Source organism: Luteolibacter arcticus, from assembly GCF_025950235.1.
GTDB classification, from domain to species: domain Bacteria; phylum Verrucomicrobiota; class Verrucomicrobiia; order Verrucomicrobiales; family Akkermansiaceae; genus Haloferula; species Haloferula arctica.
Map to the genome: position 1 here is coordinate 497,418 of NZ_JAPDDT010000001.1, position 18,525 is coordinate 515,942.

Genomic DNA, 18,525 nt, shown 5'->3' on the forward strand with positions numbered 1-18,525 from the left:
TGCCGCGGGGCAATGCTCGACGGCATCCCTGATCAACTGCGCGCCGGAGATACGTGGAAGTGGCGCACGTCGTCCGCCGACTATTCGGCTGCCGACGGCTGGGTGCTGACGACCGCGTTTCGTGGAACGGAGTCGCTCGATGTCGAAGGCGTCGCCGACGGCGGTGGATGGATCTCGACCGGCGCGGCTGCCGACACCGCTGATCTGCCCGCCGGCCGCTACTCGTGGATCTCGCGGGCATCGAAGGACGGCGAGACCTACACCGTCGGGAGCGGCGTGGTCGAAGTGCTTCCGGACCTCACCGCATCGGAGGAACCTTACGACGGGCGCACTGATGCGGAGAAGCAACTCGCCGCGGTTGAAACCTGCCTGACGACGCTCCTTTCCAAGCAGCATTCTTCGTCCTCTTTCGGGGATCAGTCCTACACGCTGCAGGACATCGAGAAGCTGAAGCGGATCCGCGACCAACTGCGCTCGCAGGTCGCCGCGGAGAAGCGAGCATCCAACGGCGGGAAAGGTCGCCGCATCCTCATTGAATTCGGCGGCTTGTGAATTCTTGGACGAAACTGGCGCGCCGACTTCTTCTGCTCGATCGAAAGAAAGACGGGCAGCGCGATGTCTTCGAAGGCGCGAAGGGCGGGCGGCTCAATGCCGACTGGATCGTCGCGCCGCTGTCGGCTGACTCCGCGCTTCAAGGTCGCCTGAACATCCTCCGCGACCGAGCCCGCGACCTCGAGCGGAACAACGAATGGATCCGCGGCTTCCTGCGCACGCTGGAAAACAACGTGCTCGGTGAAACCGGCATCTCGTTGCAGATGCGCGTCCGCGAGCAAAACGGCCGGCTCGACGAGATCGCGAACCAGACCATCGAGAACGCATGGTATCAGTGGGGCCGCGTCGGTCGCTGCACGCTCAACCGCCGGCAGTCGTGGCGCGATGTCCAGAAGATCGTCGTCCGCTCGATCGCCCGCGACGGCGAGGTGCTGGTTCGGATGATTCGACAGCGCGCCGGGCTGCGCCTCCAGGTGCTGGAAGCTGACCTGCTCGATCTCGATTACAACGCGACGCTCGACGGCGGGAACGAAGTCCGCTTCGGCGTGGAGTTCGGCCGCGACCGCGAGGTGCTCGCGTACCACCTCCTCGATCGCCATCCCGGCGACACGATGCCAGGCGCTGCGACCTTCCGCCGCCGGACCCGCGTTCCCGTTGGCGAACTGCTGCACCTCTTCATCGAAGAACGTTGCGACCAGACGCGCGGCTTCCCGTGGATCGTCGCATCCATGAAGGGCCTGCGCATGCTCGACGGCTACAGCGAGGCCGAGCTTGTTGCCGCGCGCACCGCCGCTTCGAAGATGGGCTTCTTTACTCGCAAGTCGCCGGGCGACAACTACGAGGGGCCGAAGGATGGAAACGGGGATTTCCGAATGGATGCCTCCCCGGGCGTGATGGAAGAACTACCCGAGGGGCTGGAGTTCCAAGCGTGGGATCCGCAGCACCCCAACCAAGGATTCGGCGACTTCATCAAGTCCCGCCTCCGCGGAGTGGCAGCATCGCTCGGCGTGAGCTACAACACTTTGACCAGCGACCTCGAGGGCGTGAACTACAGCTCGATTCGCGCCGGCCTGCTGGAAGAGCGCGAGGTGTGGAAGGCACTGCAACGCTGGCTGATCGAGCACTTTTGCGAAGTCGTGTTCGAAGCGTGGCTTGAGCTCGAACTCTTATCGGGTCGGCTCGGTCTCCCGATCTCGAAGATGTGGAAATTCAACGTGCCGGAGTTCCGCGGCCGTCGCTGGCAATGGGTCGATCCGAAGAAGGATATCGAGGCTGCAATCCTCGGCATCCGCGCGGGCATCACTTCCCAGCGCGATGTGATCGCGGAGGGTGGCGGCGACCGTTACGACGTCTTCACCGCTCAGGCGTCCGACAAGGAAGAGGCGGCAAAGCTCGGTCTTTCGTTCCCGGCATTGGCGGGTGCCGACGCTGAATCCGATTCGACTGAGGCGCTGAAGCGGTTCCTCGATCTCTATGGCGTCGGCGTTCGCGCTGGAACGATCACGCCACAGGTTGAAGACGAGGAAGCGGTCCGCCGTCTTGTCGGACTCTCAGGCCTTTCGTCCTCGGCCAAGAAGCTCTGGTCGACCCAAGGCAATGTTCGTCAGCCAATCACGCTGCTGGTGCCAGAAGCGCCGAAGCCCCCATCGGCTCCGAAGGAGGATTGACAGTTTCCGCGCTTCCAGTGAAGCCGCGCTGCACCAATCCCGATATCCTTGTTCGTGAGGCGCTCACCTCCGGCCAAGAGCTTCGCCGCGAGTTCGAATTGGACCGCGCCGCAGTGGATGAACAAGCGCGCACCGTCGCGTTGTCTTTCAGCTCCGAAGCTGCCGTTGAGCGCTATTTCGGGATCGAGATCCTTGATCACGCCACGGGCTCCATCCGCCTTGGCCGGATGGAGAATGGCGCGGCACTGCTGGTCAACCATGACCGCGGCGATCAGGTCGGCGTCGTCGAGAGCGTGACCATCGGACAGGACCGGCGCGGCCGGGCTGTCGTGCGCTTCGGCCGCAGTGCGCGGGCCAATGAGATTTTCCAGGACGTCGTCGATGGCATCCGCCGATTGGTTTCGGTCGGCTATCGCGTGCATCGGACGGAGACCACTCAGACCGGCGGTGTGGAAACCGTGCGGGTCGTCGATTGGGAGCCCTTCGAAATCAGCCTGGTGAGCATCCCTGCCGACGACTCCGTCGGGGTCGGTCGGGGTGAATCTGAACCGTCCCGCGGTCCTAACAACAACTCACCTACTACCCACGTGAACCGTGCCCAAATCATCGCCGCCCTCCGCGCGGCCAATATCGCCTTTCGCGATGAAATGACCGACGACGAGCTTCGCGCTCTGCTGCCGGCCAATACCCAGCCCGCTCCGGCACCCGCCGCACAGCGCCAGGCTGATCCCGCTCCCGCCCCGGCGCCCGCTTCGGTGGTCGTCACCCGCGAAGCGCCTCCCGCTCCGTCCGTTCAGGATGCGATCGCCGCCGAACGCCAACGCGTTGCCGGCATCAACGCCCTTGCCGACCAGATGCGCAGCAACGGCGTGATCGTCGATGCGAGCCGCGCCCTTGGCGATGGTTCCAACGTCGAAGCCTTCCGCGCCGTCGCCTTCGAAGCGCTGCTGACCCAGCGCAATACCAGCTACAGCCCGGGACTGCCCGGCCCGAGCCGCGGCGAAGTCCGCGACATGGACCGCTTCGACCTCGCTGTCGCTCTTCGTTCCATGGCTGAAGGCACGCCGCTTACCGGCATCGAGCGCGAGCTTCTACAGGAAGGCGTGCACGAAGCCCGTGCGGCCGGCATCCAGAACCCCGGCACGCTCATGCTTCCGAGCATGTTCGTTCGCCGTGGGCAACGTGACCTCACCGCGACCGGAACCACCTCCGTTGCGGGCGACCAAGGCGGCATGACGGTACAGACGAATCGCGTCGGCTTGCTCGACGACTTCTTCAACGCCTCGGTGATTCGCCAGCTCGGCGCGACCGTGCTGACCGGCCTCGTGGGCAACCTCGAACTCCCTCGCTTGGTCGCCGGCACCGCCCCGACCAAGAAGGCCGAAAACGCGAGCGCCGACGAAGTCACCCCGACTACTGCCAACCTTGCCCTGACGCCGAAGCGCCTCCCTGCGTTCATCGACATCAGCCAGCAGCTCTTGATGCAGTCGAGCGTGGCGATCGAGTCCATGATCCGCATGCACCTGACCAATCAGATGCTCGCGGTTCAAGAGGCTGCGTTCTTCCACGGCGGCGGCACCAGTGAGGCAAACGGCATTGCCGGAACCTCCGGCATCGGCAGCGTGGCGGGCGGCACCAACGGCGCAGCCCCGACGTATGCCCACCTCATCGCGCTTGAATCCGCGATCGACACCCAGAACGCGCTTGGCGGATCGCTCCGCTACGCGACCAACGGCCAGATCCGCGCGAAGCTCAAGCAGACGCCGAAGCAGGCATCGGGTGTGGAAGGCAACTTCATCCTGACGGACCTCGCTCCGAACATGCTGAACGGTTACCGCTCGGAGTTCACCAACGCGATCAGCCGGACCCTGACCAAGGGCTCCGCGAATGCTGTCGCCTCGGCGATCTTCTTCGGAAACTTCGTCGACTACATCGTCGGCTACTGGGGCGGCCTGTCCCTCGAGCTGATCCGCGATTCAGCGAATGCCAAGCTGGGGATGTACACCCTCGTTGCGAACACCTACTACGACGGCGGCGTTGTCCGTCCGAAGTCGTTCGCCGCGATGCTCGACGCACTCGGCGCGTAAGCCCTCCCGGCCCGGTCTCTGGAAACGGAGGCCGGGCTTTTTCTCTCAAACCTCAATCATCATTCCATGAAACAGATCAAGATTACCAAGGCCTGCCTGGTGAAGGGTGAGCACAAAGACCCGGGCGCGGTGGTGAACGTCGACATCGTCACCGCCCAACAGCTTCTCGATGCCGATGTCGGCACGCTGGTTCCAGCCGGTAAGGTCGTGAATCACAACGCCGACAAGGTCGAATCCCGCGATCCCGCCCCCGAAAACCGCGATCCGGCTACCGCCCCCGCCACGCCCGCCAAGAAGCGCGGCAAGGCGAAGCCGGAAGCACCCGCGGCACCGGCTGCTGAACCAGTTCCACCCGCTGCTGAACCCACCCCGGCAACTGCTGATCCTGCACCCCCCGCCGCTGACACCCCGGCCGAATAATGGGCCAGATCCAAGACCAACTCGCCGCGGCGTTCCTCGAAATGAGGGACGCCGTTGGCGTTTCTATCACCTTCGACGCAACGACGATTCAGGCAGTCGTTAGTGAAACCCCATTCGGGCGCGAGCTTGTGGCGGGCGGCTTTCAGACCGAGGCCGACAGCGAGGGGATGCTCTTGCTCTCCGACTTGCCATCGCAGCCGACGCTCGGTCGCTTGGTCCGCTACAAGGACATGCCGTGGACCGTCTCGAAGGTGGACGTGCAGCCCGGGCACTTGGTGGGCAAGTTCACGCTGAAGCCGGTGAAGCGGTGAGCGTGCGCGATATCTGAACACGAAAAAGCCGCCATGCTCTGGCGGCTTTTTTGTTGGAGAATAGAGCGGGCGGGTTTTAAAGCCCGCTACACTGAGTCACCCTCGCGGGAAGTGCATGTCGGCTCATCCGCTCAAATCTATCACATCCCCACGATCGCCAGCAATTCCGCGATCTCTTCCTTCACGACGCCTTTCTGCTGCGCGTCCATGTTCGGGAAGTCCTTGCGGAGAACGGTCTTCAGACGGGTCAGATGCACGCCGTAGTTGTCGTGCCCGGTGCCGGTGTCGCGGTTGAGGATTTCCTCGTCGGTGAGGATGTGCGGCTTATCGGTGGCCGCGGCGCGGATGGATGCGCGGAGGCGGCGGGCCGATGGGCGCGAAGGTTGTTGCGCAACAACCTTCAGCCATTCGCTCCGCTTTTCAGAAGGCATCGCGGCGACGGACTTGTGATGGTAGAAGCTGAGGGAATCAATGCGCTCGTTGGAAGGGATCGACTTGCAGACGGACGCGTAGCTTTTGAGCGTGGATCGATCCATGCCGGTAGCGGCAATGGCGGCGTCGTAAGCCTCGCCAGCAACCCGGCCCGTGAATTTGGCCTCACCATAGAGCAGCCAGTCGCCAATGCACCAAGCGACGGACTCCATGCCGCGGCCAAAGCGGTGCCCAATATCCGACCATTCTTCGAAAGAGAGTTCGCCCGTGAAGGCGAGGCCGGTAGGCGTGGCGGTGATGGCTTGGGGTAGCGCGGTAGTAGTCGCAATCATGCGACCGCTGTCGGCGTCAATTATCAGGCTGATCATGATGCCACTATTTCGCGGCTGCGGGCCACCTTGCAAGCCCTCCGGTTTTTCACCGAGCGCATCGCCCGGGCGGGCGGCAATCCGAAGGTCTCGCACAGCTCGATGCAGCGCTTCGAAACGCTGGCGCGGGTCACGCCGTGACGGCTCGCGATGTCGGCCATGGATGAGCCATCGTAGCCGATGCCGGTGACCAGCGCCATGCACTCCACGCCGAGGCGGGTATTGCGGTCGGCCAGCAGGACGAAGAGCAGCTTGCGGAGCGAGTGGCCGGCCGAGCGCTCTGGACGCGGAGCAACGTCTTCATCGTCATCTTCGTCCGGCAAGGTGACCGGAACACGCTGGCGATTTTCCCACGCGGAAGGATAGAGGCTCACAGTTTGCGGGAGGAGTTCAACTTGCCGGGTTGAAGCTTGCGCGAGGCAGCGGCTTTCCTGCTCACGCCCTGGCCGATGTTCGCCGATTGCGGCGGCGGCGCGTGCTGGATCTGCCGGCGGAGTTGAGTGAGATCAGCGGGGCGGCCGGTCTTCAGAAGCTCGAGCGTCTTGCCGTCGAGTCGCTCGCCGCGGGCTTCCAACAGGCGGCGGATTTCGGCGACTTCGCGGGCCGGTTCCGAGGCTACCAGCGGCGACCCTAGCAGGGCCACCAGCACGGGGAGGATAGCTTGACAGTTCATGCAGGCACAATGCCCGCCACCACCAAGGGAATCAAGGCTGATTCCATCCGCCAACCTGAGGAGAGCGGATCGGTCGATCGCTTCGGCGTGCACTCACTGACGCGGGTGGAAGCGGTGCCGGCGAATGACTTCACCCGGCTTCTCCGCGCGCTCTACACCGTGCACGAGGAATTCCCAGCAATGGCGGTCGCGCGTGTGCAGTGGGAGAAGCCGAGGCAATGGGCCGGGCAGTTCTACCGGGTCACCTACATCTATGAGGGTTTCATCAACGCGCTTCCGCAACCGACTTACGAATTCAGCGGCGCGCTCAGTGAAGAACCGATCGAGACGCACGAGGATTTCGAGGAGTTCGCCGGCACGCCAGCCGAGCCGGTAAATGGCGCGGTCTACCTCGATCCCGAGACTGGCAAGGTGACGGAGGACGACGACACCGGAGTCTTCAGTGAGTTCGGTGTTTCCGGCACAAAGGCCGGTGTTTCGTCGTACGCTTCGCCCGGCGGCCTGTGGACAGAAACCCGCTACTCGATCAATGAGCCGAACGAACTCGGCGACCTCGGCGAGATCGACACTCCGAACGGCAACCCGCCGAACTTCTCCGGCCGCAACTGGCTGTTGTGGGATATCTCGTTTCGCCGCCGCGGGTTCATCTACGAAATCCGCATCTCGTGGAAGCTCTCCGGCCGCAACGGCTGGGATGAAGACATTTACTGATGTTTGAAAACCTCAAGCGTGACGTTGGAGTGGGGCCGCCGACGCGTGAATCGTGGAACCAGCTACTCGAAAAACTCGAGTCCCTGGTGATTCTGCCGGGCCCAGGGCTCTTCATGCGGCGCGCGTCGAGCGGAACGACGCTTTGGTCGAAGGGCGGCCGGCGCTCGGGCGGAGGGGCGGCAGAGCCTTACGCCTTCCAAGTCTATGGCCTCAAAAATGACGGCAGCGAATGGACGTGCAAGATCGCTCCCGGCTGGGTGAGAAACAAGAACCCTGCGGCCGTGGCAGAGTTTCCAGTGAGCGACTGGATGCCGGAAATCGAGGGCAATCCCATGGATGCGATTGATGGGGAAACAGGAGAGACCGCCCGCCTCACCATTCAGGACGGGGACTTCATCTATTGCCACTTCACCACATCTACCAAGGGGATCATCGAAGAGACTCCTCTAATCCAAGTCAGCTCAGACGAGGAGACCATTCACTATCAGCCGGACCCGGACGGGGTAACTGGCGACTACTGGCTTCCGATCGCCTACATCGAAATCACGGATGACGTGGTTTCCATCACTCAATTTCAGGTCGGAGGGCCAATCGAGTTTGTCCCAAATCTGTGGGAATTCGAGCAGGTCGGAGGAGGTCGCGAGGTCATCAAAGAGCGGTCCCAAGATGAGGACAAGTGGATTTTCCGCACCCTGAAGGAGAAGGCGGATGACCCGCAGCTCAAGATCAACGAAGAGGGTGAGTATCTGGAAATCCGCGGCAATAGCTATGACGAGGCTGTGACGGATGCCCGCAAGGTCACCATCGCGGTGAAAGATGGGTTTGTATCAAACCTGAGCTACACGGACGACGAGGTCGGGATTAATGCGGAGGTGACCATTCGGGACTGCGATGCGGATGCCATGGCAGATCCACCAACAGCAGGAACGCCACTTCTTGCGCTCACCATCGCGGAAGGAAGGATTACCCACATCAACGGAAGCGACGTTGGCGGAACCATTGATATTGCGGTTCAGTCGTGCTGCTGGATCGACGACGCTTAGTAGAATTATACATGAAAGCTTTCATCTTTAGTTCTGGACCGGATCGCGAGGCGGCGGCCATGTGTCACCGTCGCCTGGGTGATCTCGGTGTCTCAAGCGTGGTCGCACTCGACCGACAAGACGCCGTGGATCTTCGCCCTTGGGAAATCGCAACGAGCTTTCCGCGCGGTCGCCGGCTCAAGGGTAGTGCGTGCGCGATTGGCATTGCGGAACTCATGGCCGGCGAGCAGGGCACGGTGTGCAAGGTGGATGCCGACATGCTGCTATCCCGGGCGGGCGTGGAGTGGCTAGCCTCGACGGCCGAGCACGCCCATGGATACAGTCTGAAGGCCAGCAAGGTCAGATGGACCGGGTGTTGGTCGGCGACGAGCGAAGTGATGGCGGAGGTCGCGGAGAAGCTTGCGGCTTTTCCCCCATGCAATGACTGCGGCGAGAGCAATCTAATGCACGCGGCATTCAAGGCGACGTGCGGCATCCGGCGCTTCCCGCTCCCCGTGGTCCAAGTGTGGCGCGCTGGACGCCTGAAATACCACAAGGCCCACGTCGTCACCCTGCCGAGTGGCCTGCCTGCCGTGGTGCGGACCGCGGAACTCCGGGATTTATTCGGCGTCTGAGTCGAGGAACCGCTCGAAAGGCTTTTGGCTCGCGGATCTCGCGCTCCAAAGCGCCAAGCCCTTTTCGCGAAGGCCGACCACGTAGCCCTTGTAGTCGCCGCCGACGCCCTTCTTGTTGGCTCCCTTATAGGTCACGGAAAAGACGATCTTCCCGCTCTCGGGGAGGTCGGCGGTCTCGGACTTGTAGATGCCGACCTTGTTTCCATCCGGCCCGAGCCAGTGAATTGTTAGCTCGTATTCCCGTCCGTGGATCTTCTCAACGGTCACCTCGACCTTGCGGGCGTCGCTCTTGGTTTTCGCCTCGTTGCTGTCCACTGAGACGGTTTTCGCCAGCATCTCAGGCTCCGGAAACACCGTGGCCTTTTCGATGTAGTCCTGATCGCCTTCGGAGAGATCGGCCAGCTTCAGAACAGTTCTCTTACCGCTCTTCAGGAGCACGTCGGCGGTGGTTTCGGTCTTCGCCATGAGCGTGCCTTCCACCTTCCGGCCCTTGGTGTCGGTCCAAGTTCGTGGCGATTCCCGACCAATGCCGGCGGCCAGGGTTACGACGAATACGAGCGGAAGAAAGAAGGGGAGTCGCTTCATGATGGCAGATTGCAGGATAGACGCCGGGAGGCCAGTGGAAATTCACGGCCGGATTTCCCCCGGTTGACCCCGGCCCGGCGGCGTGGTCAATGCTAAGATCGACACCCGCCCGCTCGAAGAGGCCGTCGCCGAGTTCTCTCGCGCCGGCCGGAAGGGGCTCGACGGGGCGATGAAGGACCAAGGCGGGATACTCGTTGGTCACGTGATCGCCATCACGCCGCCGGGCGGGAAGCGAGGGGAGGCGATGAGCGAGCGCGGCGGGATCGACCTGACCGCCAAGAAGCGGGGAGAAAGCCGCATTGCTGCCGACATCGCGGCGATTTTCCCGACGACCAAGGCGCCCGAAGCCGAGGTGCAGGGCTGGATCCGCGCCGGGGTGAAGGTGAAGGCAACAAAACACAGCCGGGCGGTGCACGTCCGGGACATCGCTTTCACGACGGCCGATCTCAAGCGGGTGCACCAGGTTGCGCGGAACCGGCAGACCGGCCGAACTCGGGCAATGGGTGGCGATAACATGGCCTACACGCGCTCGAACCTCCTCAAGGCATACATCCGTCAGGAGATCAAGCGGGTCGGCCTGCTGAATCGGGGCTGGCTGACTGCGGCGGAAACGCTGGGCACCTCGAAGCGGAACACTCCGGCTTGGATTACCCGGCACGGCAGGCAGGGCGGCGCGGCCACGGTGCTGACCGGACGCGGCCGAACGCTGATCACGATCTCCAATTTCCAAGCGTGGTTCCCCTCCGGTATGGACGGGCGGATTCAGCTTGCCCTGCGCCGTCGCGAGGCTGGCTTGAAAAAGGCGACCGAGGCGATCTTGGAGCGGCAAGCGAAGGCGGCAGAGCGGCGGATGGGTCGTTGACAATCGGCGGCGGGGCATGCGGCTGACCGTCGATCTCCAATCCCTGCAGTTGATCATTTCGGCCGGCGACCGGAAGCGGCTGAGCCTGGTCGAATTCAAGCGGGGCGACTCGACGCCGCTCGAGGTGCAGTTCGTGCGGGCCGGGGTAGCCGAGGCGCTGCCAGAAGGCTCGGTGCTTTCCTTCGGTCTGAAGGAGTCGGGGAAATACGACGGAGATTTCGCGGTGTTCTTCGACGAATTCGCCGCCCCGACCGCGACGCCGAATTTCATCTACGCCGGCACGCCGAACTTCAACACCGAGGAGCTCGACGACCTGCTCTTCGTCGATGGCACCTCGGCGAACGACAAGGCTTCGGTCGACCTGATGGGCGAATTCTCGTGGGCTGTCGGCGAGGCGGACCCGGTCTCGATCCGGACCTTCACTTGCCGGGTTCACAACGACGTGATCCGCGGGGATGAGGGAACGCCGCTGCCGCTGCCGTCGCCAGAGGACTGGCTCGCGGCGCATGGGATTGTTTATGATCCCGCGATCATCGGGTTGACCGGCGGCGGGGCGACGACCCTCGACGGGATTGAGGTTTCAGACGTCGCGGCCGGACGGCTGCAAGCGGTCTTCACCGCCCCGCGATTCGCAATCTATCGGCTCAACAACGGAGCTGCTACCGAGGCCGAGCCGACGGTCGTCGTGCCGGATGATGACGCCACAAAGCATTGGGGCTTGGTCTCCATTTTGGCTGCCAACCTGAAGATCCCGAGTGCTGACGGGTGGTTCGGCACGCTGGAGGCAGACGACCTGACCGCAGACCGCACCTATCAACTCCCGGATCGTCCCGGCACGCTAATCCCGTTCATCAACATCGTCGCGAACACCACTGACAACGCGGGGCTCTCGCTGGTTTCGGGCGTCTTCAAATTGGTGATGCGCCACCAGACGGCGAACACCTGGCACGAGCTGAAGATCGTCGATTCCAGCGGCACTCCGACCCTTTCGATTTCCTCCGCACTCTAACCGACCATGAAGAAGCTACTCCTTTCCTTGTTCCTCCTGCCGTCCCTCGTCGCGGCCGACACACTGGTTCCGACGCAAGCGGCGCTCGATGCGAAAGCCGCCACCACCCTTTCCAACGTCGATTTGGCGGCATCGCTTTTCGATGTCGCGGGAGCAGAGGACTACGTCAACGCGCAGCCGTTCTGCCAGAAGAAGATCACGACCGCGGGCGCAACCGGGTCCGCGCCGCTGAACATCGTTCTGCTAGGCGACTCGATGCTGACCAACTTCGTGCCGGGCGTGCGGATGTTTGTTCAGGGCCGGATCGGCGATGGCCTCGCGAGCACGTCCGGGACCATCACCTCCAACACGTCCACCTTTTCCGACTGGATCACAGGCGTCTCTTACACGATGGCCTCGGGATCCACCGCGCAACTGCGGTGCGGAGAAGCGACGGTCATCGACCGGCAAGGCGATCGTGCGGTTGTCGTCTATCTCAAGCAGTCCGGCGGCGGGACGTTCGATCTGGAATATCAAGCCAACGGCACGGGCGGATGGACCTCACTCGGCACCATCGACACGGCGAATGCCACCACGATCGGCGCGGTCTCGACCTTCAATCTCCCGACCAGCAACGAGCCAGCTTTTCGCCTCCGCGTGAACAATGTGACCGGCGCAGGGTTCAAGCTGCTTGGCGGCGGGATCTTTCGCAGCGACGGCAAGGGCGTGACGTGGAACATGCTCGGCTACGCGGGCGGCATCGACTTCACGGACATGAACACGACTCCGGCGGCGATCTTCACGCCGATCTGGACTGCGTTCGCTCCTGATCTCGTGGTCGTTTCGGTCGCTGATGCCGTCACCGCATGGCAGTCCGGCGGATCATTCCCGACGCTCTACGCCGCAGCAAATACCATCAAGGCGGATACGGACTGGATTCTGAAATCCGCGTGGCCGATTTACTTCGACGGCAATGTGGAGGCAACACAGCCCGCGATCCGCGCAGCACAGCGAGCTTGGGCGGTGACCACGGGCCACTCATTCGTCAACAGCGCGGCCGCTATCCGGACCTACGCCCTCGGCAATGCCCGCGGACTCTACGGCGACACGCAGCACTTGACGGGCAACGGCGCGAAGTTCGTGGCCAATCAGTTCTGGTCGCGCGTTCCGCTTGGCCTGATCCACCTTGGCCAGACGCTCGCGGACTCGGAGCTGGGGAATCCCTACATCGTCTACAACAAGGGACGGTTAGAGTTCCGCTCCTCGGTCTACATCATCCCCACCGGAGACGGGCAGGTTCGCATCATCGACCCAGCGACCCCGCTCAACCGGGCGACCGGCTTTCGCATGGATTTCTCCGGTGCTGAGCCGCGTCTGTGGAATGGCGGCACTATCTCAGCGATCCTCGGGGCGGGAGTGAACCAGGGGCTCCACCCGTTCTCGGATGGTTTTTTGCTAGGCCAATCCAGCCGGCGCTGGAGGCTTGCCGCGACTGGCATCCAAGCGGCGACCAATGCCCTCACCACTACCACGACGTTGGGCAGTGACCATCACACGGTGCTTTGCGATGCCAGCTCGGGAGCGTTCGACGTCGATCTACCCGCCGCCGCCTCCCACCCCGGCCGCGTCTATGTGATCAAGAACGTCGGGGCATCCAATGCGCCAAGCATCGACCCAAATAGCACCGAGTTGCTCGATGGATCATCGAGCTCGGTCACGCTTTCCACTCAGTGGCAGAGCCGGACGATCCAATCCAACGGAACGAGCTGGTTCACCATCGGCAGCTACACGCCCTGATGAAAATCCGCTCCAAGCTGATCGCGGCCGTCGCCGACTTCCTGACGGCCGATATCTCGGTGCCGGTGACGATCCACCGCGAGACCGGCGACCTCGATCTCGAACCGCCGTATGCTGTCGTCCGGATCTCGACCGCCGAACCATTGGCACCGGGTGAACCGGTCTGGATCCTCAATCTGCTGGTCTCGGTGAATCAGAATGCCGATCTGATCGCCGCCGAGGATGCTGAAGCCGCGGCCGAGATGACGTTCGCGCCGGTCGACTTCACCACGCGTGCGGATGAAACGAACGCCGCGGCAGCCGCCCGGCTCGCTGCCTTCGCGACCTTCTGCGAGACCAAGGGCGTCGCGATCTCGGCCTTTGAGCCGATCGATTCAAGCCTGACCGTGAGCGAAGGGAATTGGGTGCACGTGATGGGCTTCCAGGCAATCGCTGCGGAGATTTGACAACCTCTACGCGGGCATGGCTCACAGCATGAAAGGTCGGGAAGTTGTTTGGGGCGTCCCCGCTGGCGTCATTACCGGCGTCCAAAGCGTCACCACCTCCGGGATCGTCCAAAATTTCACGGTGAACCGCGGAGGCGAGGTCGCCGAGATCGGCGATGAAGAGAACGACATCGTCACCCGCATCGACCATGCGAAGAAAAACACAGGATCGATCGAGATCATGTGCGAGCCCGACAGCACGCTTCCTGAGAAAGGCGACGAGCTGACGGGGCTGGGTGAGCACGATGGCATCGACTTCGCCGAGGGGCGCACCTTTGTTGAAGATGCTTCAGTGACCTACCAAAATGCCCAGGTGAAAAAGATCACCGTGCCATTCACGCACTACCCGGACATGGCGGCGGATGAGACGCCGTAATCCGCATGAATCCCGGACTGGAAAAGATTGCCTCCGCTGTTGAGGTCGCAGGGTCGAGGACGCCGTCGGTTGTCCTCGAGACTTTTTTGCCGGAGATGCCGGAACTCTTCGGGCTGAAGCTGCGGAAGTTTCGCCTTGGCCAGTACCTCGCGCTCGAACGCCTCGGGCATCCCTTCGTGCTGGCGGCCGGCGGACAACAGGTCGAGGTGACCCGCTGGGATTTTGCCACCGCGCTCTATGTGATGGCCACGCCGTCGGCCGATGTCTTCGCTGCGATCGAGAGCGGCCGGGTGAAAGCCGCCATCTGCGAGCTGGCCGATCGCGCAGAGCTCGCCGACTTCGAGGAAGGCACGAAGACCTTGCTCGCCCACATCGAGCGGGCGCTTTCCCCGCTGATGCCGATGAAGTCGACGGCGGGCGGTCAAAAAAAAACGGCGGATTCGGGTGGGCCCTGACGATCATGACCGGCGCGTGCGCGGCTTTCCATTGGACGCCGCACTACGCGCTGCATGAAATCTCCCTCGCCGAGTTGCTGGCCATGTCCGCCTGTAACGCATGGGGGCAGGGGATGGAGCCGGCCGCTGAGACCTACGAGGACCGCGAGATAAACGCGATCCTCGCCAACCCTTGACAGTGCCGCCGCGAGCATGGCCGGCATCACGATCACGCTCGGGGGCAACTTCGCTTTCCTGAACCAGCTTCAAGCCAAGGTCGCGGAGACTGCGGCGAAGATCAAAAACGGGTTCGCCGAGCGGGTCGGGCACCGGATGTTCGACGAACTGATTGCCACGGCGCAGCGGATGCCGGAGGCGATCAAATACTCGATCGATGCGGCGTCCGACCTCGGCGAGACGGTCAGCAAGGTCGGGGTGATCTTCGGCGAGAACAAGGACATCATTATGTCCTGGTCGGAGACCTCGGCCGAGGCGCTCGGGCTGGCCGGCCAAGAGGCGCTCGCGGCGGCGGCCGACTACGGGAACCTCTTCAATGCGATGGGGCTCGGTCAGGCGCAGGTGACGACCATGTCGACGCGCATGGTCAACCTTGCGGCGGACCTCGCGTCCTTCAACAACACCAGCGTCCCGGAGGCCATCCAGGCGATCGGCGCCGCGCTCCGCGGTGAGTCCGAACCGATCCGCCGTTACGGCGTGCTGCTCGACGACGCCACGCTGAAGGCTGAGGCGATGACTCAGGGAATCTTTGACGGCAAGGGGTCGCTGGAACCGGCGACGCGGGCAATGGCGGCCTACAGCCTGATCCTTGAGCAAACCTCAGCCGCTCAGGGGGATTTCGCGAAGACCTCCGACGGGCTGGCCAACAGCCAGCGGACCATTCAGGCGCAGTTCGAAAACATGGCGGCGACGCTCGGCACCGAGTTGCTGCCGGTGGCCGAGGATTTCGCGAACTGGATCAAGGATCTCGATATCTCCACGGCCTCGCAGGACATCGCCCGGATGATCTCACAGCTAAGCTCCTTAGCCTCCAAGATGGCGGAACTCGGAATGAAGGCCGCCCGATCCGGTCCGGGTTTGGATATCGCTTTCAAGGCGAGGCTGGCCATGGACCATTTTTTGCCGTCGTCCACCGGACCAAAGGAGGAATCCGAAGATCGAAAGCAAGCGAAGGTCGCCGCGATGGAGGCGAACAATGCCCGCTTGATGGAGGCCAAGGCCACCGAGAAGGCGGCAGACGCCTACGACAAGGCCAAGGAGAAGTATCAGCAGGCGCTCACCCAGGCGGACAAGGCGCGCTTCGATGCGCTGCCGCTGGAAGCGAAGATCGAGGACCTGAACGCGGCCGAACAGAAGCTCCGCGAGACGTTCAACAGCGCGATCAAGACGAACTTCGCCGGCACGTCCGGTGAGGACATCGCCGCCATGATCCAGCGGGAACAAGCGAAGGGGCACGGATCCGCTGCCGGCAACACGGAGTCGCTGAAGATCGCCACCGAGCTGATGGGCATCGAGGAGAAGCGGGCGGCACTGCTGAAGGAGCAATCGAAGACGCAGGAGGAGGCCAACAAGAAGCGCGCCGCGGCCGTCGCCGAATACGACAACGAGCTGACGATGATCCGCGCCCAGGTGGAAGGCAACCGGGAGAAGGTCGCGCAGCTCGAGCGCGAAGCGGAAGTGCGCAAGCGGATTGCCGACCTGACGGACGCCGGCATTGATCCCGGCGAGGCCGCGCGCCGTGCCGAGGCGCTCGTCGCCGCCGGTGAGCAGCTCAAGCTTGCGGAGAAGCAGCGCGCGAACAAGGAGGCGATGGCCGACGCCGAGTCGATCGCCAACGGCACCGAGGGCAACAAGATGGACAGCAACGAGGATTTCCTCAGCAAGCTCCGGGAGATCCGCGGGAAGATGGACGGAGCAACCTATCAGCCAGGCATCACGGCCGTGGACTCGATGCAGCGGATCGGCGGCGGCGGCGGGTTCGCAGGCGTCGACTCGACCATTGCTTACCAGCGGACGCAAACCGACCTGCAGCGCGAAATGGTGCGGCTGCTAGGCGACATGCGCGACTTCCAGAACCGGACGCCGCTGGATTGACAAACTGCCGGCGGGCATGAAGTCGCGAATCCTATCCTTCCTCGCGGTGGCCGCCGCCCTTGCTCTCGCCTCTTGCGCCTCGACCGTTCCGGAGTCGTGGGAAGGCACCGCCAACCCGTTGGACACCCCGGGCGTCGAGTCCAAGCGGCCCGAGGCATTGGGTGATTTCGGCCCGCACAGCGAGTTCTACGACCGCTGATCCGATGAGCCTCCCGCGGCCGATCTTCCTTCGGATTCGCCGCGCCATCCGACGCCGTCTCATGGGACCGACCTTCATCCATGGCAGCAAGCCTGCGGTAGCCGACTACGTCCACCAGTCGAGCGAGCGCCTGTCGCCGGCATTCTGGTTCGCGCTGCTGCTGATCCCGCTGGCGTTCGTCGCGGGGTTGATCGCCGGAACCTTTGAGAAAGAGAAGTCGGCTGCAACGCCGCCGCCGAATCTGAACGCACCCATCACCGCGGAGGAGATCCGCAACCGCCGATGAAACTCACCGCCTTCATCCTCGTGCTTCTGACGATCGTTCTCGCGCTCATCAGCATCCGCATGACGCCGCAGCCACTGTTGCACTCGCTCGGCGCCCTATCCGTGTGGATGGGCGTCCCGCTCGCTGCGGGATTCTTCCTCGACCGCCTACGCCGACGCCCATGAGCCGCGCCGTTTTCCCTGATCCCATCGACGTCCGCGACAACGGCCTGCAGGGCGACGTCCGGACATTCCGCTTGCTCGCGCCCTTCACCTACCTGTCGAGCCGCGGGGCGATCACGGTGCCGGCCGGTTTCGTGACCGACGGAGCGTCGATCCCGCGGGTCTTCTGGTCGGTGCTCGCGCAGTTCGGCCCGTGGTTCGGCGCGGCGATCATTCACGACTGGCTCTATTCCGAGCTCAACCTCCGCTTCACGCGCCTGCAGTCCGACGACCTCTTCAAGGAGGCGATGTTCAACGCTGGTCTGGACTGGCCTCGCCGCGAGATGATTTACCGCGCCGTCCGATGGTTCGGCGGGCGCAGCTTCAAAGGTTCCAAGCCATGATCTCCCAGCCCAAAGCCCCGTTCGATCTGGTCAAGGCACGCGCCCTGGAAGCGTGGCGTGCGGCTGGCTACACGTCGCCGCTTCCCAAGGTCTACAACCTCGCGGTGCGCGGATACCGGGCGACCACAATGGGCCCGACGGAAGGGAACGACTTCGGGTATTTCGATGACGCCTTCTTCCTCGTCACCCCGGAAGGAGTGCTTTCGGCCAATGCGAACACTGACCCGAGCAAGCTCGGATGGAATCCAGGCGTCGGCAAACCCTATGGCATGCTCAAGCCGGGGGTCTGGTGGATGTACCCCGGTGCCCACAAGGGCCGGAAGCCCGCGTTTCGGCAGGCCGATGACGCCGAGGTCGCCAAGCAGCTCGGGATTCCCCACGGGGGCAAGTTCCACGTCACCCGCATGTGGGGCCGCGACGATCCGCGGAACTACGACGAGTGGGGGCACCAGCAGGTGAATCTGCACTTCGGCCGCGGTCCGATCACGGGCACCTCGTCATGGCTGTGCCTCACGGTGCCGGAGGGCTCGCCGTGGATCCAAGCCGCCGTGAACGCCCTGAAAGCGCACGGGCAGAAGCTCCTGCCGAACATCCTCATCGAAGGCCCGATTGTATGACCCTGCAACCCGACATCGCCAAAGCCGCCACCGGTGCCGCCGTTTCCATTCTCGGCTGGATCGGCACCACCATCGACCAGATTCCCGCTTGGATCCGGGAATTCGGCTTGCCCCTGGTCATGCTGGCCGGCGCGATCGTCGCCATCGTGTTCCTGTACCGGGAGTTGCGCGCCGAGCGGAAGTCGCGGATTGAGGATCGGGACAGCTTCATCAAACTGATGCGGGAGGATGCGGCGAAAGGGGAGGCTTCGCGGGACGCTTTGCTTCGGGCTACCCTTGAGCAGACGAATGAGTTCAAGAACTTGCGGCGGGAGCTTGGATCGAGAGAGTAGTTTGGCCAAATGTTCTGCGGTTGTTCTACA

Annotated in this window: 26 protein-coding genes; 22 read left to right on the forward strand and 4 right to left on the reverse strand. The window is 63.3% G+C overall.

All coding sequences use genetic code 11. The features are described 5' to 3' along the window. Window positions 1-12 precede the first annotated feature (12 nt). The 5 genes from OKA05_RS02015 to OKA05_RS02035 all read left to right on the forward strand — a co-directional run bounded on the left by OKA05_RS02015 (window position 13) and on the right by OKA05_RS02035 (window position 5,037). Window positions 13-552, forward strand: coding sequence for a hypothetical protein (locus OKA05_RS02015; protein ID WP_264485417.1), 540 nt, complete (start codon window positions 13-15; stop codon window positions 550-552). Next, window positions 549-2,219 (forward strand): phage portal protein, encoded by a 1,671-nt coding sequence (locus tag OKA05_RS02020; protein ID WP_264485418.1) that lies wholly within the window; start codon window positions 549-551, stop codon window positions 2,217-2,219. Before OKA05_RS02015 ends, OKA05_RS02020 begins: the two co-directional genes overlap by 4 nt. A 17-nt stretch (window positions 2,220-2,236) precedes the next feature. Continuing rightward, on the forward strand, window positions 2,237-4,306 hold the full coding sequence (locus tag OKA05_RS02025; RefSeq protein WP_264485419.1) for a phage major capsid protein: 2,070 nt from the start codon (window positions 2,237-2,239) through the stop codon (window positions 4,304-4,306). Between the two features lie 66 nt (window positions 4,307-4,372). Further along, window positions 4,373-4,726 carry a hypothetical protein gene (locus tag OKA05_RS02030; RefSeq protein WP_264485420.1) on the forward strand — a complete coding sequence of 118 codons (354 nt, stop codon included), beginning with the start codon at window positions 4,373-4,375 and terminating at the stop codon, window positions 4,724-4,726. Then, complete coding sequence (locus tag OKA05_RS02035) at window positions 4,726-5,037, forward strand: hypothetical protein (protein WP_264485421.1); 312 nt, start codon at window positions 4,726-4,728, stop codon at window positions 5,035-5,037. The genes OKA05_RS02030 and OKA05_RS02035 overlap by 1 nt, the downstream gene beginning before the upstream one ends. Before the next feature lie 140 nt (window positions 5,038-5,177). Here the strand turns inward: OKA05_RS02035 and OKA05_RS02040 are convergent, their stop codons facing one another. The 3 genes from OKA05_RS02040 to OKA05_RS02050 are packed head-to-tail and all read right to left on the reverse strand — an operon-like array spanning window position 5,178 to window position 6,510. Beyond that, a complete protein-coding gene (locus OKA05_RS02040; protein ID WP_264485422.1) occupies window positions 5,178-5,837 on the reverse strand; it encodes a hypothetical protein in 660 nt (219 codons plus the stop codon). Beyond that, window positions 5,834-6,211, reverse strand: a complete 378-nt coding sequence (locus OKA05_RS02045) for a hypothetical protein (protein WP_264485423.1) — start codon at window positions 6,209-6,211, stop codon at window positions 5,834-5,836. The genes OKA05_RS02040 and OKA05_RS02045 overlap by 4 nt, the downstream gene beginning before the upstream one ends. Then, window positions 6,208-6,510, reverse strand: a complete 303-nt coding sequence (locus tag OKA05_RS02050) for a hypothetical protein (RefSeq protein ID WP_264485424.1) — start codon at window positions 6,508-6,510, stop codon at window positions 6,208-6,210. Before OKA05_RS02050 ends, OKA05_RS02045 begins: the two co-directional genes overlap by 4 nt. 9 nt (window positions 6,511-6,519) lie before the next feature. Between OKA05_RS02050 and OKA05_RS02055 the strand changes: the two genes are divergently transcribed. Genes OKA05_RS02055 through OKA05_RS02065 form a run of 3 tightly spaced genes read left to right on the forward strand, consistent with a single transcriptional unit; the run spans window position 6,520 to window position 8,878 of the window. After that, window positions 6,520-7,221, forward strand: a complete 702-nt coding sequence (locus tag OKA05_RS02055) for a hypothetical protein (RefSeq protein ID WP_264485425.1) — start codon at window positions 6,520-6,522, stop codon at window positions 7,219-7,221. Beyond that, entirely contained in the window at window positions 7,221-8,264 is a 1,044-nt protein-coding gene (locus OKA05_RS02060) for a hypothetical protein (RefSeq protein WP_264485426.1), read from the forward strand. The genes OKA05_RS02055 and OKA05_RS02060 overlap by 1 nt, the downstream gene beginning before the upstream one ends. Before the next feature lie 11 nt (window positions 8,265-8,275). Further along, window positions 8,276-8,878, forward strand: a complete 603-nt coding sequence (locus OKA05_RS02065; protein WP_264485427.1) for a hypothetical protein — start codon at window positions 8,276-8,278, stop codon at window positions 8,876-8,878. On the opposite strand, the gene OKA05_RS02070 is transcribed toward OKA05_RS02065, so the two are convergent. After that, window positions 8,864-9,463, reverse strand: coding sequence for a hypothetical protein (locus OKA05_RS02070; protein WP_264485428.1), 600 nt, complete (start codon window positions 9,461-9,463; stop codon window positions 8,864-8,866). The genes OKA05_RS02065 and OKA05_RS02070 overlap by 15 nt on opposite strands. Window positions 9,464-9,545: 82 nt before the next feature. Between OKA05_RS02070 and OKA05_RS02075 the strand changes: the two genes are divergently transcribed. The 14 genes from OKA05_RS02075 (at window position 9,546) to OKA05_RS02140 (ending at window position 18,495) form a co-directional block, all read left to right on the forward strand. Next, window positions 9,546-10,325 carry a hypothetical protein gene (locus tag OKA05_RS02075; protein ID WP_264485429.1) on the forward strand — a complete coding sequence of 260 codons (780 nt, stop codon included), beginning with the start codon at window positions 9,546-9,548 and terminating at the stop codon, window positions 10,323-10,325. Window positions 10,326-10,341: 16 nt separating this feature from the next. Then, on the forward strand, window positions 10,342-11,334 hold the full coding sequence (locus tag OKA05_RS02080; RefSeq protein ID WP_264485430.1) for a hypothetical protein: 993 nt from the start codon (window positions 10,342-10,344) through the stop codon (window positions 11,332-11,334). A 6-nt stretch (window positions 11,335-11,340) separates the two neighbouring features. Continuing rightward, window positions 11,341-13,110 (forward strand): hypothetical protein, encoded by a 1,770-nt coding sequence (locus OKA05_RS02085; RefSeq protein ID WP_264485431.1) that lies wholly within the window; start codon window positions 11,341-11,343, stop codon window positions 13,108-13,110. Beyond that, a complete protein-coding gene (locus OKA05_RS02090) occupies window positions 13,110-13,556 on the forward strand; it encodes a hypothetical protein (protein WP_264485432.1) in 447 nt (148 codons plus the stop codon). The genes OKA05_RS02085 and OKA05_RS02090 overlap by 1 nt, the downstream gene beginning before the upstream one ends. A gap of 16 nt (window positions 13,557-13,572) precedes the next feature. Then, window positions 13,573-13,971: a hypothetical protein gene (locus tag OKA05_RS02095; RefSeq protein ID WP_264485433.1), complete on the forward strand. Its 399-nt coding sequence runs from the start codon at window positions 13,573-13,575 to the stop codon at window positions 13,969-13,971. A 5-nt stretch (window positions 13,972-13,976) separates the two neighbouring features. Next, complete coding sequence (locus OKA05_RS02100) at window positions 13,977-14,426, forward strand: hypothetical protein (protein WP_264485434.1); 450 nt, start codon at window positions 13,977-13,979, stop codon at window positions 14,424-14,426. Window positions 14,427-14,431: 5 nt separating this feature from the next. Next, on the forward strand, window positions 14,432-14,602 hold the full coding sequence (locus OKA05_RS02105) for a hypothetical protein (RefSeq protein WP_264485435.1): 171 nt from the start codon (window positions 14,432-14,434) through the stop codon (window positions 14,600-14,602). 16 nt (window positions 14,603-14,618) lie between these two features. Continuing rightward, a complete protein-coding gene (locus tag OKA05_RS02110) occupies window positions 14,619-16,517 on the forward strand; it encodes a hypothetical protein (RefSeq protein ID WP_264485436.1) in 1,899 nt (632 codons plus the stop codon). 16 nt (window positions 16,518-16,533) lie between these two features. Continuing rightward, window positions 16,534-16,716, forward strand: coding sequence for a hypothetical protein (locus OKA05_RS02115; protein WP_264485437.1), 183 nt, complete (start codon window positions 16,534-16,536; stop codon window positions 16,714-16,716). A gap of 61 nt (window positions 16,717-16,777) precedes the next feature. Then, complete coding sequence (locus tag OKA05_RS02120) at window positions 16,778-17,002, forward strand: hypothetical protein (protein ID WP_264485438.1); 225 nt, start codon at window positions 16,778-16,780, stop codon at window positions 17,000-17,002. After that, on the forward strand, window positions 16,999-17,166 hold the full coding sequence (locus tag OKA05_RS02125) for a hypothetical protein (RefSeq protein WP_264485439.1): 168 nt from the start codon (window positions 16,999-17,001) through the stop codon (window positions 17,164-17,166). Before OKA05_RS02120 ends, OKA05_RS02125 begins: the two co-directional genes overlap by 4 nt. After that, complete coding sequence (locus OKA05_RS02130) at window positions 17,163-17,546, forward strand: DUF1353 domain-containing protein (protein ID WP_264485440.1); 384 nt, start codon at window positions 17,163-17,165, stop codon at window positions 17,544-17,546. Before OKA05_RS02125 ends, OKA05_RS02130 begins: the two co-directional genes overlap by 4 nt. Then, window positions 17,543-18,163, forward strand: coding sequence for a hypothetical protein (locus tag OKA05_RS02135; RefSeq protein WP_264485441.1), 621 nt, complete (start codon window positions 17,543-17,545; stop codon window positions 18,161-18,163). The genes OKA05_RS02130 and OKA05_RS02135 overlap by 4 nt, the downstream gene beginning before the upstream one ends. Then, complete coding sequence (locus tag OKA05_RS02140) at window positions 18,160-18,495, forward strand: hypothetical protein (RefSeq protein ID WP_264485442.1); 336 nt, start codon at window positions 18,160-18,162, stop codon at window positions 18,493-18,495. The genes OKA05_RS02135 and OKA05_RS02140 overlap by 4 nt, the downstream gene beginning before the upstream one ends. The last annotated feature ends 30 nt before the right edge of the window (window positions 18,496-18,525 follow it).

Excerpts from the sequence above, each read along its gene's own strand:
- OKA05_RS02015 (WP_264485417.1), top strand. The coding sequence starts at position 13 with ATGCTCGACGGCATCCCTGATCAACTGCGCGCCGGAGATACGTGGAAG.
- OKA05_RS02030 (WP_264485420.1), top strand. The coding sequence starts at position 4,373 with ATGAAACAGATCAAGATTACCAAGGCCTGCCTGGTGAAGGGTGAGCAC.
- OKA05_RS02035 (WP_264485421.1), top strand. The coding sequence starts at position 4,726 with ATGGGCCAGATCCAAGACCAACTCGCCGCGGCGTTCCTCGAAATGAGG.
- OKA05_RS02040 (WP_264485422.1), bottom strand. The coding sequence starts at position 5,837 with ATGATCAGCCTGATAATTGACGCCGACAGCGGTCGCATGATTGCGACT.
- OKA05_RS02050 (WP_264485424.1), bottom strand. The coding sequence starts at position 6,510 with ATGAACTGTCAAGCTATCCTCCCCGTGCTGGTGGCCCTGCTAGGGTCG.
- OKA05_RS02055 (WP_264485425.1), top strand. The coding sequence starts at position 6,520 with ATGCCCGCCACCACCAAGGGAATCAAGGCTGATTCCATCCGCCAACCT.
- OKA05_RS02060 (WP_264485426.1), top strand. The coding sequence starts at position 7,221 with ATGTTTGAAAACCTCAAGCGTGACGTTGGAGTGGGGCCGCCGACGCGT.
- OKA05_RS02065 (WP_264485427.1), top strand. The coding sequence starts at position 8,276 with ATGAAAGCTTTCATCTTTAGTTCTGGACCGGATCGCGAGGCGGCGGCC.
- OKA05_RS02070 (WP_264485428.1), bottom strand. The coding sequence starts at position 9,463 with ATGAAGCGACTCCCCTTCTTTCTTCCGCTCGTATTCGTCGTAACCCTG.
- OKA05_RS02080 (WP_264485430.1), top strand. The coding sequence starts at position 10,342 with ATGCGGCTGACCGTCGATCTCCAATCCCTGCAGTTGATCATTTCGGCC.
- OKA05_RS02085 (WP_264485431.1), top strand. The coding sequence starts at position 11,341 with ATGAAGAAGCTACTCCTTTCCTTGTTCCTCCTGCCGTCCCTCGTCGCG.
- OKA05_RS02090 (WP_264485432.1), top strand. The coding sequence starts at position 13,110 with ATGAAAATCCGCTCCAAGCTGATCGCGGCCGTCGCCGACTTCCTGACG.
- OKA05_RS02095 (WP_264485433.1), top strand. The coding sequence starts at position 13,573 with ATGGCTCACAGCATGAAAGGTCGGGAAGTTGTTTGGGGCGTCCCCGCT.
- OKA05_RS02100 (WP_264485434.1), top strand. The coding sequence starts at position 13,977 with ATGAATCCCGGACTGGAAAAGATTGCCTCCGCTGTTGAGGTCGCAGGG.
- OKA05_RS02105 (WP_264485435.1), top strand. The coding sequence starts at position 14,432 with ATGACCGGCGCGTGCGCGGCTTTCCATTGGACGCCGCACTACGCGCTG.
- OKA05_RS02110 (WP_264485436.1), top strand. The coding sequence starts at position 14,619 with ATGGCCGGCATCACGATCACGCTCGGGGGCAACTTCGCTTTCCTGAAC.
- OKA05_RS02115 (WP_264485437.1), top strand. The coding sequence starts at position 16,534 with ATGAAGTCGCGAATCCTATCCTTCCTCGCGGTGGCCGCCGCCCTTGCT.
- OKA05_RS02120 (WP_264485438.1), top strand. The coding sequence starts at position 16,778 with ATGGGACCGACCTTCATCCATGGCAGCAAGCCTGCGGTAGCCGACTAC.
- OKA05_RS02125 (WP_264485439.1), top strand. The coding sequence starts at position 16,999 with ATGAAACTCACCGCCTTCATCCTCGTGCTTCTGACGATCGTTCTCGCG.
- OKA05_RS02130 (WP_264485440.1), top strand. The coding sequence starts at position 17,163 with ATGAGCCGCGCCGTTTTCCCTGATCCCATCGACGTCCGCGACAACGGC.
- OKA05_RS02135 (WP_264485441.1), top strand. The coding sequence starts at position 17,543 with ATGATCTCCCAGCCCAAAGCCCCGTTCGATCTGGTCAAGGCACGCGCC.
- OKA05_RS02140 (WP_264485442.1), top strand. The coding sequence starts at position 18,160 with ATGACCCTGCAACCCGACATCGCCAAAGCCGCCACCGGTGCCGCCGTT.